Origin of the sequence: Rhodovulum viride, from assembly GCF_003265965.1 — a bacterium.
In the GTDB taxonomy this organism is placed as follows: domain Bacteria; phylum Pseudomonadota; class Alphaproteobacteria; order Rhodobacterales; family Rhodobacteraceae; genus Rhodovulum; species Rhodovulum kholense.
Genome location: NZ_MUAV01000011.1, coordinates 87673 through 100139, shown reverse-complemented (window position 1 = coordinate 100139; position 12467 = coordinate 87673). Strand labels below are relative to the sequence as shown.

The following is a 12467-nucleotide window of genomic DNA, read 5'->3' as shown; positions in this document are numbered from 1 at the left end:
GCTCCAGAGACCGCGCAAAGCGGCCCGCAGTTGCACAAAAGTTGACAAATCAGCCTGTCGGGCGCATATCCGAGCGCAAAGCTAAGGAATAGGCACATGTTTATCCAGACCGAATCCACTCCGAACCCCGCCACGCTGAAGTTCCTGCCCGGGCAGGCGGTGCTGGAGGCGGGAACGGCGGACTTTCCCTCGGCCGAGACCTCCGGAGCCTCGCCGCTTGCGACAAGGATCTTCAGTGTCGAGGGCGTGCGCGGGGTCTTCTTCGGCACCGATTTCGTGACCGTGACCAAGGCCGAAACGGTCGACTGGGATCATATCAAGCCCGCGATCCTCGGCGCGATCATGGAGCATTTCCAGTCCGGCCAGCCGGTCATGACCGGCGAGAACGCCGAGGCGGGGCACGCCGACCATGACGGGCCGGATGGCGATATCGTGCGGCAGATCAAGCAGTTGCTCGATACGCGCGTGCGTCCGGCCGTGGCTCAGGACGGCGGCGACATCACCTTCCACGGCTTCGACCGGGGCGTTGTCTATCTGCACATGCAGGGTGCCTGCGCGGGCTGCCCGTCCTCGACGCTGACCCTCAAGATGGGCATCGAGAACCTGCTGCGGCACTACATCCCCGAGGTTACCGAGGTCCGTCCGGTCGCCGACGCGATGTGATGGGCCGCGCCCTCGCACCGATCCTCGCCTTCGACACGTCCGGCCCCTATTGTACCGCGGCCCTGCTGCGGGACGGGGTGGTCTGCTTGTCGCGGCACCGGGACATGGCGCGCGGCCAAGCCGAGGCGCTGATGCCGCTTCTGTGCGAGATGCTGGCCGAGGCCGGGCTGGGCTGGTCCGATCTGGGCGGACTCGGCGTCGGTGTCGGCCCGGGCAATTTCACCGGCATCCGCATATCGGTCGCCGCGGCGCGGGGGCTGGCGCTGGCATCAGGCGTGCCGGCCGTGGGCGTCTCGATGTTCGAAGTGCTGCGGCGCACCCAGCCCGACCCGGCCCCCGATCTGCTGAGCCTCGAGGCGCCGCGCGGATTGGCCTATGTCCAGCCGCGATCGCGCGGCGTGCCGGGCCCCGCCCGGATGATCGCGCCCGACACCCCCGACGAGGCGGCGCTGCTGGACGCCGCGGGCGCCCGTCATGTCACGGGCTTTGCCGCCCGCCAGATCGGCACCGCACTCGGCATCGGCTGGACCGAGGCCGCGCCCACCGAGATTGCGCCCCGGATCGCCCGTGCGGCCGCCGAAATCCTCGCGACCGGTGCGATGCCGATGCGTCCGGCGCCGCTTTATGTCCGTCCCGCCGATGCCGCGCCGCCCGCCGATCCGCCGCCGGTGATCCTGCCGTGATGCCCGATGCAAGCCGGGGCCTGAGTTCCGGCGCCCTTGCCGATCTGCATGCGCGGTGCTTCACGACGCCCCGCCCCTGGAGTGCCGCGGAATTCGACGACCTGCTGGCAACACCTGGGACCTTTCTTTGCGGCGATGCGCAGGGCTTCTCGATGGGCCGCGTGGCCGCTGGCGAGGCCGAGCTTCTGACCATTGCGGTCGCCCCCGAATGCCGCCGGACCGGCCTCGGCCGCGCCAGGCTGGACGGATTCGAGGCCGAGGCGCGGGCCCGCGGCGCGCAGGAAGCCTTTCTTGAGGTGGCGGTCGACAATGCGGCGGCCTGCGCGCTTTACACGGGCGCGGGGTTTGTGCTGGCCGGGCGGCGGCCGCGCTATTACGGCACGCCCGACGGCCGCCGCATCGATGCTTTGGTGATGCGCAAGGCGCTGCCCGCGAATTCCTAAAATCCGGTTGACGCCCGCCCTGGCGGGCGGCCTTAATCGGGGCGGGCAAACGGCCTCCCCGGGCGCGCAGGATCGCCCCCGAGGCCGGCCAACCAACCGGGAGAAATCTGGATGACGAACACGCAGAAGGTTCTGGGCGCCGCGGCCGCTCTGGCGCTGACCGGAGGCACCGCGCTGGCCGACCCGGCCCTGATCTACGATCTGGGCGGCAAGTACGACAAATCCTTCAACGAGGCGGCCTTCAATGGCGCCGAACGCTGGAAGGCGGAGACCGGCGGCACCTATCGCGAGATCGAGCTGCAATCCGAAGCCCAGCGCGAACAGGCGCTGCGCCGCTTTGCCGAGGCCGGGCTGAACCCGATCGCGATGACCGGCTTTGCCTTCAAGTCGGTTCTGGAAGAGGTCGCGGCCGATTATCCCGACACGAAATTCGAGATCATCGACGATCTGGTCGATGCGCCAAACGTGCGCTCGATTGTCTTTGCCGAACATGAGGGCAGCTATCTGGTCGGAATGATGGCCGCCATGGCGTCAAAATCGAACACCGTGGGATTCGTCGGCGGCATGGACATCCCGCTGATCCGGAAATTCGCCTGCGGTTATGCCCAGGGCGCGAAGGCGGTCGACCCCGAGACGACGGTTCTGCAGAACATGACCGGCACCACGGCCGAAGCCTGGGCCGATCCGGTCAAGGGCAGCGAACTGGCTCGCGCCCAGATCGGCCAGGGAGCCGACGTGATCTTTGCCGCAGCGGGCACCACCGGGCTTGGCGTGTTGCAGGCCGCCGCCGATGAGGGGATCCTGTCGATCGGGGTCGACAGCAATCAGAACCACCTGCATCCGGGGCAGGTTCTGACCTCGATGGTCAAGGGCGTCGATGTCGCCGTCTACAGCGCCTTCAAGGCGGGCGATGCGCTGGAAACCGGCATGTTCCGGCTTGGGCTGGCCGAAGACGGCGTCGGCTATGCGATGGACGACAACAACAAGGACCTGGTCACGCCCGAAATGATCGACGCGGTCGAGGCCGCCAAGGCCAGGATCATCTCGGGCGAAATCGCGGTGCATGACTACATGTCTGACAACACCTGCCCGGTGAAGTAGCCCGCATGGCAGGGGCAGCGGACGCCGGGGCCGACACATCCTCGGCCCCGGCCATCGAATTGCGGGGCATTTCCAAGGCGTTCGGGCCGGTCCGGGCGAACCGCGACATCTCGCTTGTGGTGCAGCGGGGCACGATCCATGGCATCGTCGGCGAGAACGGCGCGGGCAAGTCGACGCTGATGTCGATCCTTTACGGCTTCTACAAGGCAGATGCCGGCGAGATCCTGATCGGCGGGCGTCCGGTCCAGATCGGCGACAGTCAGGACGCGATCCGCGCGGGCATCGGCATGGTGTTCCAGCATTTCAAGCTGGTCGAGCCCTTCACCGTGCTGGAAAACGTGATCCTGGGGACCGAGGACGGGGCGCTTCTGAAACCCTCGCTGGCCAAGGCGCGCGGCACACTCCGCCAGCTGGCCGCCGATTACGAGCTTGAGGTTGATCCCGACGCGCGGATCGAGGATCTGGGCGTCGGCATGCGCCAGCGGGTCGAGATCCTGAAGGCGCTGTATCGGCAGGCGGATATCCTGATCCTCGACGAACCGACCGGGGTGCTGACACCCGCCGAGGCCGATCACCTTTTCCGGATATTGGAAAACCTCAAGTCGCAGGGCAAGACGATCATCCTCATCACCCACAAGCTGCGCGAGATCATGGCCGCAACCGATACGGTTTCCGTCATGCGGCGTGGGGAGATGACTGCCACCTTGCGGACCGCCAGCACGAACCCCGCCGAGCTGGCCGAGCTGATGGTCGGGCGAAAGGTCTTGTTGCGAATAGACAAGTCTCCGGCTCGGCCGGGCCGCACGGTGCTGGAGATCGAAAAGCTCTGCGTCACCGATGCGCAGGGCATCGCCCGGCTGTCCGACGTGTCGCTCAGCGTCCGGGCGGGCGAAATCCTCGGCCTTGCCGGGGTGGCCGGAAACGGCCAGTCGCATCTTCTGGAGGTGCTGGGCGGCATGCGGCCCGCGACCGGGCATGTCCGGATCGACGGCAAAGAGCTTGATCTGTCGGGGCCGGGCTGCGACGGGCGCTCGCGCCGCGCGGTGGGCATCGCCCATGTGCCCGAGGACCGCCAGCGCGAGGGGCTGATCATGCCGTTCCATGCCTGGGAGGATTCAGTCTTCGGCTATCACACCGACCCCGCTCTGCAGAGCGCGCCGGGTCTGATGGACAATGCCCGCATCCGCAGCCATGCCGAGGACCAGATGGCGCGGTTCGACGTGCGGCCGCCCAATCCCGATCTGGCAGCGCAAAGCTTTTCCGGCGGGAACCAGCAAAAGCTGGTTCTGGCGCGCGAAATCGAACGCAATCCCGACCTGTTGCTGGTCGGTCAGCCGACCCGCGGCGTCGATATCGGCGCCATCGAGTTCATCCACCGCCGCATCCTCGAGTTGCGCGATGCGGGCAAGGCGGTTCTGCTGGTCAGCGTCGAGCTGGACGAGATCCTGGGCCTTTCGGACCGGATCGCGGTCATGTGCGGCGGGCGGATCATGGGCGAGCGGCTGACCTCGGAAACCGACGAGACCGAACTGGGCCTGATGATGGCCGGAATGAAGGGAAAGGCCGCCTGAGATGAGCGCGATGCCGAAATGGGCCGATCTGGTCCTCATTCCGCTGATCAGCCTGTCTCTGGCCGCGCTGCTGTCGGCGCTGGTGATCCTCGGCATCGGCGAGGACCCGGTCGCGGCCGTCAGGATGATGGTCACCGGCGCGCTCGGCTCGACCTATGCCTGGGGCTACACGCTTTACTACGCGACCAATTTCATCTTCACCGGGCTTGCGGTCTCGGTCGCCTTCCATGCGCGGCTGTTCAATATCGGCGGCGAAGGGCAGGCAACGCTGGGCGGGCTGGGCGTGGCGCTCGTTTGCCTTGCGCTGCCCTGGCCGCATTGGGCGCTGGCCTTGCCGGCGGCGGCCCTTGGCGCGGCGCTGTTCGGCGCGGCTTGGGCGGCCATTCCGGCCTGGCTGCAGGCCCGGCGCGGCAGCCATATCGTCATCACCACGATCATGTTCAATTTCATCGCGGCCTCGCTTCTGAACTATCTGCTGGTCAACGTGCTGCGCCCGGTGGGCTCGATGGACCCGTCGACCGCGCGGTTCGGCGAGGGCACCCATCTGCCCACGCTGCATGACCTGCTGGCTCCGCTTGGCATCGCCTTCTCGAAGGCCGCGCCCGCCAATATCAGCTTTCTGCTGGCGCTGGTGGCCTGCGCCGCGGTCTGGATGCTGATCTGGCGGAGCCGCCTTGGCTATGAAATCCGCGCGCTCGGCCATTCCGAACCGGCCGCGATCTATGCCGGCATCAGGCCCGTGCGCACGGTGATGTGGGCGATGCTGATCTCGGGCGCGCTGGCCGGGCTGATGGCCGTCAACACCGTGATGGGCGAGGCCGAACGGCTGGTGCTGAACTCGGTCGAGGGGGCGGGCTTCATCGGCATCGCCGTCGCGCTGATGGGACGAAACCATCCCGCGGGCGTCTTTCTCGCCGCCATCCTTTTCGGCTTTCTCTATCAGGGCGGGGCCGAGCTGGCGCTTTGGACCGACATCCCGCGCGAGCTGATCGTGGTGATCCAGGCACTGGTGATCCTGTTTACCGGCGCGCTCGACAACATGGTGCGGATGCCGCTGGAACGGCTGTTCCTTTCGCTCCGGAAAGGGCGCGCGTGATGGATTTTCCGACGCTGCTGCAAGTGCTCGATTCCACCGTCCGGCTGGCCACGCCGCTGTTGCTGGCCTGCCTCGCGGGGCTCTTTTCGGAACGCTCGGGCATCTACGATATCGGGCTCGAGGGCAAGATGCTGGCCGCGGCCTTCTGCTCGGCCGCGACGGCGGCGGTGACGGGCTCGGTCTGGCTGGGGCTGATGGCCGGGATCGGCGGGTCGATGGCCCTGGCCGGGCTGCACGGGCTGTCGGCCATCACCTTCCGGGGCAACCAGCTGATTTCGGGCGTCGCCATCAACTTTCTGGCAGCCGGGCTGACGGTGGTGCTGGCGCAGGACTGGTTTCATCAGGGCGGGCGCACGCCCTCGCTGCTGGGCGGCGCGCGATTCGAGGCCATCGCCCTGCCCTTCGCCGAGACGCTGCGCCCGGTGCCGGTGCTGGGCCCCGTCTATGCCGAGCTGATCTCGGGTCACACGCTGCTGGTCTATGTCGCCGCCCTGCTGGTTCCGGCCAGCTGGTGGGTGCTGTACCGGACGCGCTTCGGACTGCGGCTGCGCGCGGTCGGCGAAAACCCCGAGGCGGTCGATACCGCGGGCGTCTCGGTCCAGGCCACGCGCTATGCGGCGGTGGCGATCTGTGGGCTTCTTTGCGGGCTGGCGGGGGCCTATCTGGCGACCGCGCTGCAGGCGGGCTTTTCCAGGGACATGACCGCCGGGCGGGGTTATATCGCGCTGGCAGCTCTGATCTTTGCGAAATGGCGGCCGTGGCAGGCTCTGGGCGCGACGCTTCTGTTCGGGCTGCTGCAGGCCATTGCGCTGCGCTATCAGAACATCGAGCTTGGCGGGGTCGGCCTGCCGGTCCAGGTGATGGATGCGCTGCCCTATATCCTGACCGTGGTAATCCTCGCGGGCTTCGTCGGACGCGCAATCCCTCCCCGCGCAGGCGGCGAGCCCTATGTGAAAGAGCGGTAAAATCTGACCCCGCCGGGCCGCGCATCCTTGCCAGGACCGGGAGAGGCGCTTTAGGGACCGGTCATGCAGATCTACCTACCCATCGCCGAGGTTTCCGTGAACGCCTTCGTCCTGCTGGGACTGGGCGGGATCGTCGGCATCCTGTCGGGGATGTTCGGCGTCGGCGGAGGGTTCCTGCTGACGCCCCTGCTGTTCTTCATCGGCATCCCCCCGGCAGTCGCGGTGGCGACCCAGGCGGCGCAGATCGTCGCCTCGTCGATCTCGGGCGTGCTGGCGCATTTCCGGCGCAAGACGGTCGATCTGCGCATGGGAACGGTGCTGCTGGCGGGCGGCATGTGCGGCGCGGTGCTGGGGGTCTGGATCTTCAACCTGATGCGCGGCATCGGCCAGGTCGATCTGCTGGTCAAGCTCTGCTACGTGGTCTTCCTGGGCGTGATCGGCGCCCTGATGTTCGTCGAGAGCCTTGCCGCCATCAACCGCACGCGCAAGGGCGTCGTGCGCAAGCGCAAGCAGCGGACCTGGTTCGACGCCCTGCCCTTCAAGATGAAGTTCCGCACCTCGGGGCTGTATCTCTCGGCGATCCCGCCGCTGATCGTGGGTGCCTTCGTGGGCGTGCTGTCGGCGATCATGGGCGTCGGCGGCGGCTTCATCATGGTGCCTGCGATGATCTACCTCTTGGGCATGCCGACCAAGGTGGTGATCGGCACCTCGCTGTTCCAGATCATCTTCGTCAGCGGTTTCACGACGATCCTGCATGCCACGACCAACCACACCGTCGATCTGGGGCTGGCGCTTCTGTTGCTGATCGGGGGCGTGGTCGGGGCCCAGATCGGCACCGGCATCGGGCTGAAGATGAAGGCCGAACAGTTGCGCATCTGGCTCGCGATCCTGGTGCTGGCGGTCTGCGGCAAGCTCGCGCTCGATCTGCTGATCGAACCGGCCGAGCTTTATTCGATTGCCGAGAGGGTGCGCTGATGGTCTGGCGTCTGATCGTCGTGCTGCTGCTGACCGCCCTGCCCGCCCGGGCCGAGCAGGTGGTGGCAGGACTCAGCCAGACCCGGGTGTCGATCACCACCAATTTCGCGGGCTCCGAGATCCTGATCTTCGGTGCCGTCAAGCGCGACGCCCCCGCCCCCGAAGGTCCCCCACTCGAGGTGGTGGTAACGGTGGCCGGGCCCTCGACGCCCGCCACCGTCCGCAAGAAGGACCGCCGCGTCGGGATCTGGGTCAATACCGAATCCGTCCGGATCGCGGCGGCGCCCAGCTTCTATGCGGTGGCCACGACCGCGCCGTTGGATCAGGCCCTGTCCCAGACCGAGGACCTGCGCCACAAGGTGTCGATCCCGCGCGCGATCCGGTCGGTGGGCGCCACCGAAGAGACCGCCGAAGCGCAAAGCTTCATCGACGCGCTGATCCGCATCCGGTCCGAGACGGGGCTTTATCAGGAGCTGCCCGGAGCGGTCGAACTGGACGAACAGACCCTGTTCCGCACCTCGATCGCGCTGCCCTCGAACCTGACCGAGGGGGACTATGCCACCCGGATCTTCCTGACCCGGGGCGGCGATGTGGTGGACGCCTTCGAGACCACCATCGGCGTGCACAAGGTCGGGCTTGAACGCTGGACTTACCTGCTGGCCCACCAGCATCCGCTGGCCTATGCGATACTGTCGCTCGGCATCGCCATCGCCGCGGGTTGGGGGGCCTCGGCCGCGTTCCGGATGATGAAAAGCTGATCAGCCGCGCCCGATATAGGGCATCGTCGTCGCCATCACCGTCATGAACTGCACATTGGCCTCGGGCGGCAGGTCGGCCATGTGCAGGACCGCACGCGCGGCATGGGCGACATCCATGGTGGGCTGCACCGGCCGGCCCTCGGCCCGCGCGCGTTCCGTCAGGTCCTCGACCAGCGCGGTGCGGGCATTGCCGATGTCGATCTGCCCGCAGGCGATCCCGAAAGGCCGCCCGTCGAGGCTGAGCGTCTTGGTCAGCCCGGTCACCGCATGCTTGGTCGTCGTGTAGCAGACCGAGCCCTCGCGCGGGACATGGGCCGAGAGCGAGCCGTTATTGACGATCCGCCCGCCCTGTGGGTCCTGCGCCCGCATCCGCGCGAAAGCCGCGCGCGCGGCCAGGAACATGCCGCCGACATTGACCGCCAGCACCTGCGCCCAGGCAGCCGGATCGATTTCGTCGATCGAACCCGAGGGGCCGAAGGTGCCCGCGTTGTTGAAGAGAACGTCCAGCCGCCCGGCCCAGACCATGAAGGCGTCGAAGGCGGCCTCGACCTCCCCGGCATCGGTCACGTCGGCGGGCAGCGGCAGCGCACCCTCGTGCCCCGCCGCGATCTCGTCCAGCAGATCGGCGCGGCGGGCCAGAAGCCCGACCCGCCAGCCATTGGCCAGAAACAGCTCGGCCGTGGCGCGGCCGATGCCGCTGCTGGCGCCGGTGATCATAATCGTCCTTGCGGTCATGGGCGCGCCTCCTCGGCGGTCAGGGTCAGGGGCGCGGGCGCGGCCACCAGATCGTCGGCCGTCAGCGCGCGGGTCGGTCGCGCCAGCCGGTAGCGCGTGACCCAAAGCAGGCGCTCCTCGGCGCGGGTGATCGCGACATAGGCCAGCCGCTTCCAGAGCGGCTGGCCCGCCTCGACCCGGCCCGCCCGAGCGGCCGCGTAAAGATCGGGGGCAAAGACCTGCACCGCAGGCCATTGCGACCCCTGCGCCTTGTGGATCGTCACCGCCGCCCCGTGCAGGAAGGCCGCACCCATGGTGGCGGCATAGGGGATGAAGGGTTCCTCTTCGTCGGGCAGTTCGATCTTGACGATCGAAGCCACCGACAAGCGCGGGTCCTCGGCGCCGATCACATGCATGATCGAGAAGCCCGGCTTGCGCCCCGCCCCCACATAGATCACCTGCGCGCCCTTGATCAGCCCGCGCGCCTCGAGGTCGATCCGTTTCTTGCGGTGTTTCAGCGGCAGCTCGATCCCGTCGCAGATCAGCGGCTCGCCCGGCAACAGCGCGTCCTCGGGCGCGCCATGGGCCTGGCGGAAGGCGTTGATCAGCCGGATGCGGGTGGCGTTTCGCCAGACCAGCACCGGCGAGCGCGCCATCAGGTCGGAATCGACCCGGGGCGCCAGCTCGATCCGGGGGTCGCGGGCGGCGGCGTCTTCGACCATCCGTTCAAACCGCTCGAAATCGACCTCGGGGTCGGCCAGCGCATGGGCAAGATCGAGGATCGGGTTGTCGTCCTCCTGCCGGTGGATGCGGTGCAGCTCCAGCGTCTGCGGCCCGGCCAGCCGGTCGAAGACCATCTTGCCCGACTGGTTGACCGGGGCGAGCTGCGCGGGATCGCCAAAGAGAACCAGCGCGGGGAAAAGTTCGCGCAGATCGTCGAACTGGCGTTCGTCGAGCATCGAGGCCTCATCGACGAACCCAATATCCAGCGGGTCTTCGCGCCGCTTCCAGCCTTTGATGAAATCGCTGCCCTTAAGCCCCGCCGCCGCCAGCGCCCCGGGGATCGAGGGCACCGAGGCATAGAAGGCCTGCGCCCGGTCGAGCGCCGCATCCGTCAGTTCCTCGATCTCGGGGCGGTCGCCCTCGCCGGTCAGCCATTCGGCGATCTTCTCGTATTCGGGATCATAAACGGGTGTGTAGATGATGCGGTGGATCGTGGTCGCGGGCACGCCGCGCTGGCGCAGCACGCTGGCGGCCTTGTTGGTCGGCGCCAGAACCGCCAGCGTCCGGCGGTCCTTGCGGCGCTTGCCCTCGTAGTCGCCCGAGACGATCTCGACCCCCGCCTCGACCGCGGCGCGCACCAGTTCCGCCAAAAGCAGCGTCTTGCCCGATCCGGCCTTGCCGGTGACTGCCAGAACGCCGGTCTTGCCCTCGGTGCGGGCGCAGAGAGTCGCGTCATCCAGATCGACGCCAAAGCCGCGCAGCATTCCCGCCACGCGATCATGGGCTTCGGCCTGGTCCTCGGAAAAGCGCAGCGCGGGCACGGTCATGGGCGCAGCCTACAGGCCGCGCCCGTCCGGTGCCAGCGCGTTCAGGCGACGGCGAGTTCCCGTTGCGCCGGGGTCGGCGCCGAGAACGAGGCGCGGAACCAGTCGAGCGAGGTCTCGCGCCCGATGCCGAGGCGCGCCAGGGTGCGGGGCCAGGCGGCCTCCTGCATTTCCCACAGGCCCACGCCGATGCGGTCGCGGCCCTCGCCCGAGGTGCCGATGACATCCGGCTCGACCCCCATCAGGCGGTAGATCCGTTCCATCCGCGGGTCGAAGACAGCGACGAAGTGGTCGACCGCGAACTGGGCCATCACCTCGCCCGCGCCAAGCACCAGCCCGGCCGAAACCTCGCGTCCCGCATCGGGTGCCAGACAGAACCGGGTGCATTCCCAGATCAGCGGGCTTTCGATGCGCGCGCCGCCGGTCACATGCAGGAAGTGTTCGTTCACCATCGTCCGCCCGGTCGTGGGAAGAAACCGCATCGAGCCGCCATGCCGTCCGTCGGGTTGTTCCCAGATCACGTAAAGCGGGTTCAGGGCGTCATACTGGTCGCGCTCTTCGCCCTTGTCGTTGACGCTGACAGCCCAGCCGAGACGGTCATGGAACTGAAGCGCGCGGTCCCTGAACATGGTGTCGCGCAGAAGCGGGAACTTGTGAAGGTCGACACCGTAGATGTAACGCAGCATGATTGGTAGCCCTCTGCCGATCACTTGATGGGCTCAGGCTACGGAGAGCTTGGTTACCAGCGCGCTAACCAAGCGCCCCCTAACGTCACGTCAGGGGAATATTTCTTTTCCTAACAGATAGTTAAGCCTAGACGACGATCAGACCGGCACTCAGGGCACGGGCCACCGCATGGGTCGTGTTCAGGGCTCCGAGCTTGTGGCGGGCGGTCTCGACATAGACCCGCAGCGTGTGTTCGGAGATCGAAAGCTCCTGCGCGGCCTGAGCCCGGCTCATGCCCTTGGCCAGAAGCGTCATCGCGCTGAGTTCGCGCGGCGACAGCGCAGCCCGCGGCCCCTGATCGGCCGATTGCTCGAATTCCAGCGCCTTCTTGTTGAAGTCATGGGCGATCAGGATCAGGTCGCGAAGATTGAGCTGTTTGAACATGTCCCAGGATACATCGGAACAACTGTCGTTCACGGTAAAGAGCGCGAACTGCCCCTTGGGTCCATGCAACGGGATAGACACACCCTGATTGCCAAGTCCGTGGGCGATGGCGTCTTCGAAGAAAGCGCGCGAGGCCTTGCTGGACCAGTCGAGCTCTTTCCAGTCGACCGGATGGAAGCGGCTGTAGCAGCCAAAGATCACCGGATCGATCATCAGGTAGTCGCGGTCGAGATAGCGGTCGACCCATTCGGTCGAGTAGGTGCCGGCGCCGTAGCGTTCGCCGACGCTGTTCACCCAGTGATAGACGACGTGGAAGACGCCGTAGCGGTCGCGCAGGTCTTCGGTGGCACGATACAGGTCCTCAAGCGTCGTTGCCCGTTGCAACCGGTCGAGGAACGATTCTAAGCCGCCTTGCATCACATGAATCTGCATCGCCCCACGTCGTCACCGACGACGCTCTTTCCCCAACCTGAGCCCGCGCACGGCCTGCCTCGAGGGACGAGATCTCGACAGCTGCCAGAGCCTGGCAGGTGAGGAGCTCCTCGGACAGAGCGGTCAACCCATTCTTTCTCGCATAGTTCTTGAGGTCGCCGAGAATGTCGATCAGCCACTCGTGCTTCATGGTCGTTGTCCTGTCTTAGTGGTTAATGAAACGTTAAAATTAGTCTAGCACAGGACAAAATTCGTCGAAATTCGCGAATTCTCCCTCCCCAGAAATGGGGAGGGGCCGCAAATGCAAGCTCTTGATTTCCGGTCGGAGGAGAAGCGATTCGCATCTGGAGGACAGATTCGCGAAGGGCACACGCTATGCGTGTGCCCTGAAATAAACCACAACTTTAGG

General features: G+C 66.7%; 14 protein-coding genes. 9 read left to right on the top strand and 5 right to left on the bottom strand.

Translation table 11 applies throughout. From position 1 onward, the window contains the following. Positions 1-96: 96 nt before the first annotated feature. From BYZ73_RS11280 to BYZ73_RS11240, 9 genes are all read left to right on the top strand, one after another. Positions 97-663, top strand: coding sequence for a NifU family protein (locus tag BYZ73_RS11280; protein WP_108027222.1), 567 nt, complete (start codon positions 97-99; stop codon positions 661-663). Continuing rightward, a complete protein-coding gene (gene tsaB / locus BYZ73_RS11275; protein ID WP_112316025.1) occupies positions 663-1346 on the top strand; it encodes a tRNA (adenosine(37)-N6)-threonylcarbamoyltransferase complex dimerization subunit type 1 TsaB in 684 nt (227 codons plus the stop codon). Before BYZ73_RS11280 ends, tsaB begins: the two co-directional genes overlap by 1 nt. Further along, complete coding sequence (locus BYZ73_RS11270; RefSeq protein ID WP_112316024.1) at positions 1346-1789, top strand: GNAT family N-acetyltransferase; 444 nt, start codon at positions 1346-1348, stop codon at positions 1787-1789. Before tsaB ends, BYZ73_RS11270 begins: the two co-directional genes overlap by 1 nt. Positions 1790-1900: 111 nt before the next feature. Continuing rightward, complete coding sequence (locus BYZ73_RS11265; RefSeq protein WP_112316023.1) at positions 1901-2890, top strand: BMP family lipoprotein; 990 nt, start codon at positions 1901-1903, stop codon at positions 2888-2890. 5 nt (positions 2891-2895) lie between these two features. Next, on the top strand, positions 2896-4461 hold the full coding sequence (locus tag BYZ73_RS11260) for an ABC transporter ATP-binding protein (protein ID WP_112316022.1): 1566 nt from the start codon (positions 2896-2898) through the stop codon (positions 4459-4461). 1 nt (position 4462) lies between these two features. Next, positions 4463-5557 (top strand): ABC transporter permease, encoded by a 1095-nt coding sequence (locus BYZ73_RS11255; protein WP_112316021.1) that lies wholly within the window; start codon positions 4463-4465, stop codon positions 5555-5557. Beyond that, on the top strand, positions 5557-6522 hold the full coding sequence (locus BYZ73_RS11250; RefSeq protein ID WP_112316020.1) for an ABC transporter permease: 966 nt from the start codon (positions 5557-5559) through the stop codon (positions 6520-6522). Before BYZ73_RS11255 ends, BYZ73_RS11250 begins: the two co-directional genes overlap by 1 nt. 63 nt (positions 6523-6585) lie before the next feature. Further along, a complete protein-coding gene (locus BYZ73_RS11245) occupies positions 6586-7497 on the top strand; it encodes a sulfite exporter TauE/SafE family protein (protein ID WP_112316019.1) in 912 nt (303 codons plus the stop codon). Beyond that, a complete protein-coding gene (locus BYZ73_RS11240; RefSeq protein WP_112316018.1) occupies positions 7497-8255 on the top strand; it encodes a TIGR02186 family protein in 759 nt (252 codons plus the stop codon). Before BYZ73_RS11245 ends, BYZ73_RS11240 begins: the two co-directional genes overlap by 1 nt. On the opposite strand, the gene BYZ73_RS11235 is transcribed toward BYZ73_RS11240, so the two are convergent. From BYZ73_RS11235 to BYZ73_RS22750, 5 genes are all read right to left on the bottom strand, one after another. Next, positions 8256-8990 carry an SDR family oxidoreductase gene (locus BYZ73_RS11235; protein ID WP_112316017.1) on the bottom strand — a complete coding sequence of 245 codons (735 nt, stop codon included), beginning with the start codon at positions 8988-8990 and terminating at the stop codon, positions 8256-8258. It lies immediately after the preceding gene. Beyond that, positions 8987-10519, bottom strand: coding sequence for an ATP-dependent DNA helicase (locus BYZ73_RS11230; protein ID WP_112316016.1), 1533 nt, complete (start codon positions 10517-10519; stop codon positions 8987-8989). Before BYZ73_RS11230 ends, BYZ73_RS11235 begins: the two co-directional genes overlap by 4 nt. Positions 10520-10560: 41 nt before the next feature. Then, positions 10561-11202: an acyl-homoserine-lactone synthase gene (locus BYZ73_RS11225; RefSeq protein ID WP_112316015.1), complete on the bottom strand. Its 642-nt coding sequence runs from the start codon at positions 11200-11202 to the stop codon at positions 10561-10563. 127 nt (positions 11203-11329) lie between these two features. After that, positions 11330-12043, bottom strand: coding sequence for a helix-turn-helix transcriptional regulator (locus tag BYZ73_RS11220; RefSeq protein ID WP_108027320.1), 714 nt, complete (start codon positions 12041-12043; stop codon positions 11330-11332). Then, entirely contained in the window at positions 11988-12248 is a 261-nt protein-coding gene (locus tag BYZ73_RS22750) for a hypothetical protein (RefSeq protein ID WP_181498030.1), read from the bottom strand. The genes BYZ73_RS11220 and BYZ73_RS22750 overlap by 56 nt, the downstream gene beginning before the upstream one ends. Between the last annotated feature and the right edge of the window lie 219 nt (positions 12249-12467).

Excerpts from the sequence above, each read along its gene's own strand:
- BYZ73_RS22750 (WP_181498030.1), bottom strand. The coding sequence starts at position 12,248 with ATGAAGCACGAGTGGCTGATCGACATTCTCGGCGACCTCAAGAACTAT.
- BYZ73_RS11240 (WP_112316018.1), top strand. The coding sequence starts at position 7,497 with ATGGTCTGGCGTCTGATCGTCGTGCTGCTGCTGACCGCCCTGCCCGCC.
- BYZ73_RS11280 (WP_108027222.1), top strand. The coding sequence starts at position 97 with ATGTTTATCCAGACCGAATCCACTCCGAACCCCGCCACGCTGAAGTTC.
- BYZ73_RS11265 (WP_112316023.1), top strand. The coding sequence starts at position 1,901 with ATGACGAACACGCAGAAGGTTCTGGGCGCCGCGGCCGCTCTGGCGCTG.
- tsaB (WP_112316025.1), top strand. The coding sequence starts at position 663 with ATGGGCCGCGCCCTCGCACCGATCCTCGCCTTCGACACGTCCGGCCCC.
- BYZ73_RS11270 (WP_112316024.1), top strand. The coding sequence starts at position 1,346 with ATGCCCGATGCAAGCCGGGGCCTGAGTTCCGGCGCCCTTGCCGATCTG.
- BYZ73_RS11250 (WP_112316020.1), top strand. The coding sequence starts at position 5,557 with ATGGATTTTCCGACGCTGCTGCAAGTGCTCGATTCCACCGTCCGGCTG.
- BYZ73_RS11255 (WP_112316021.1), top strand. The coding sequence starts at position 4,463 with ATGAGCGCGATGCCGAAATGGGCCGATCTGGTCCTCATTCCGCTGATC.
- BYZ73_RS11220 (WP_108027320.1), bottom strand. The coding sequence starts at position 12,043 with ATGCAAGGCGGCTTAGAATCGTTCCTCGACCGGTTGCAACGGGCAACG.
- BYZ73_RS11230 (WP_112316016.1), bottom strand. The coding sequence starts at position 10,519 with ATGACCGTGCCCGCGCTGCGCTTTTCCGAGGACCAGGCCGAAGCCCAT.
- BYZ73_RS11225 (WP_112316015.1), bottom strand. The coding sequence starts at position 11,202 with ATGCTGCGTTACATCTACGGTGTCGACCTTCACAAGTTCCCGCTTCTG.
- BYZ73_RS11235 (WP_112316017.1), bottom strand. The coding sequence starts at position 8,990 with ATGACCGCAAGGACGATTATGATCACCGGCGCCAGCAGCGGCATCGGC.
- BYZ73_RS11245 (WP_112316019.1), top strand. The coding sequence starts at position 6,586 with ATGCAGATCTACCTACCCATCGCCGAGGTTTCCGTGAACGCCTTCGTC.
- BYZ73_RS11260 (WP_112316022.1), top strand. The coding sequence starts at position 2,896 with ATGGCAGGGGCAGCGGACGCCGGGGCCGACACATCCTCGGCCCCGGCC.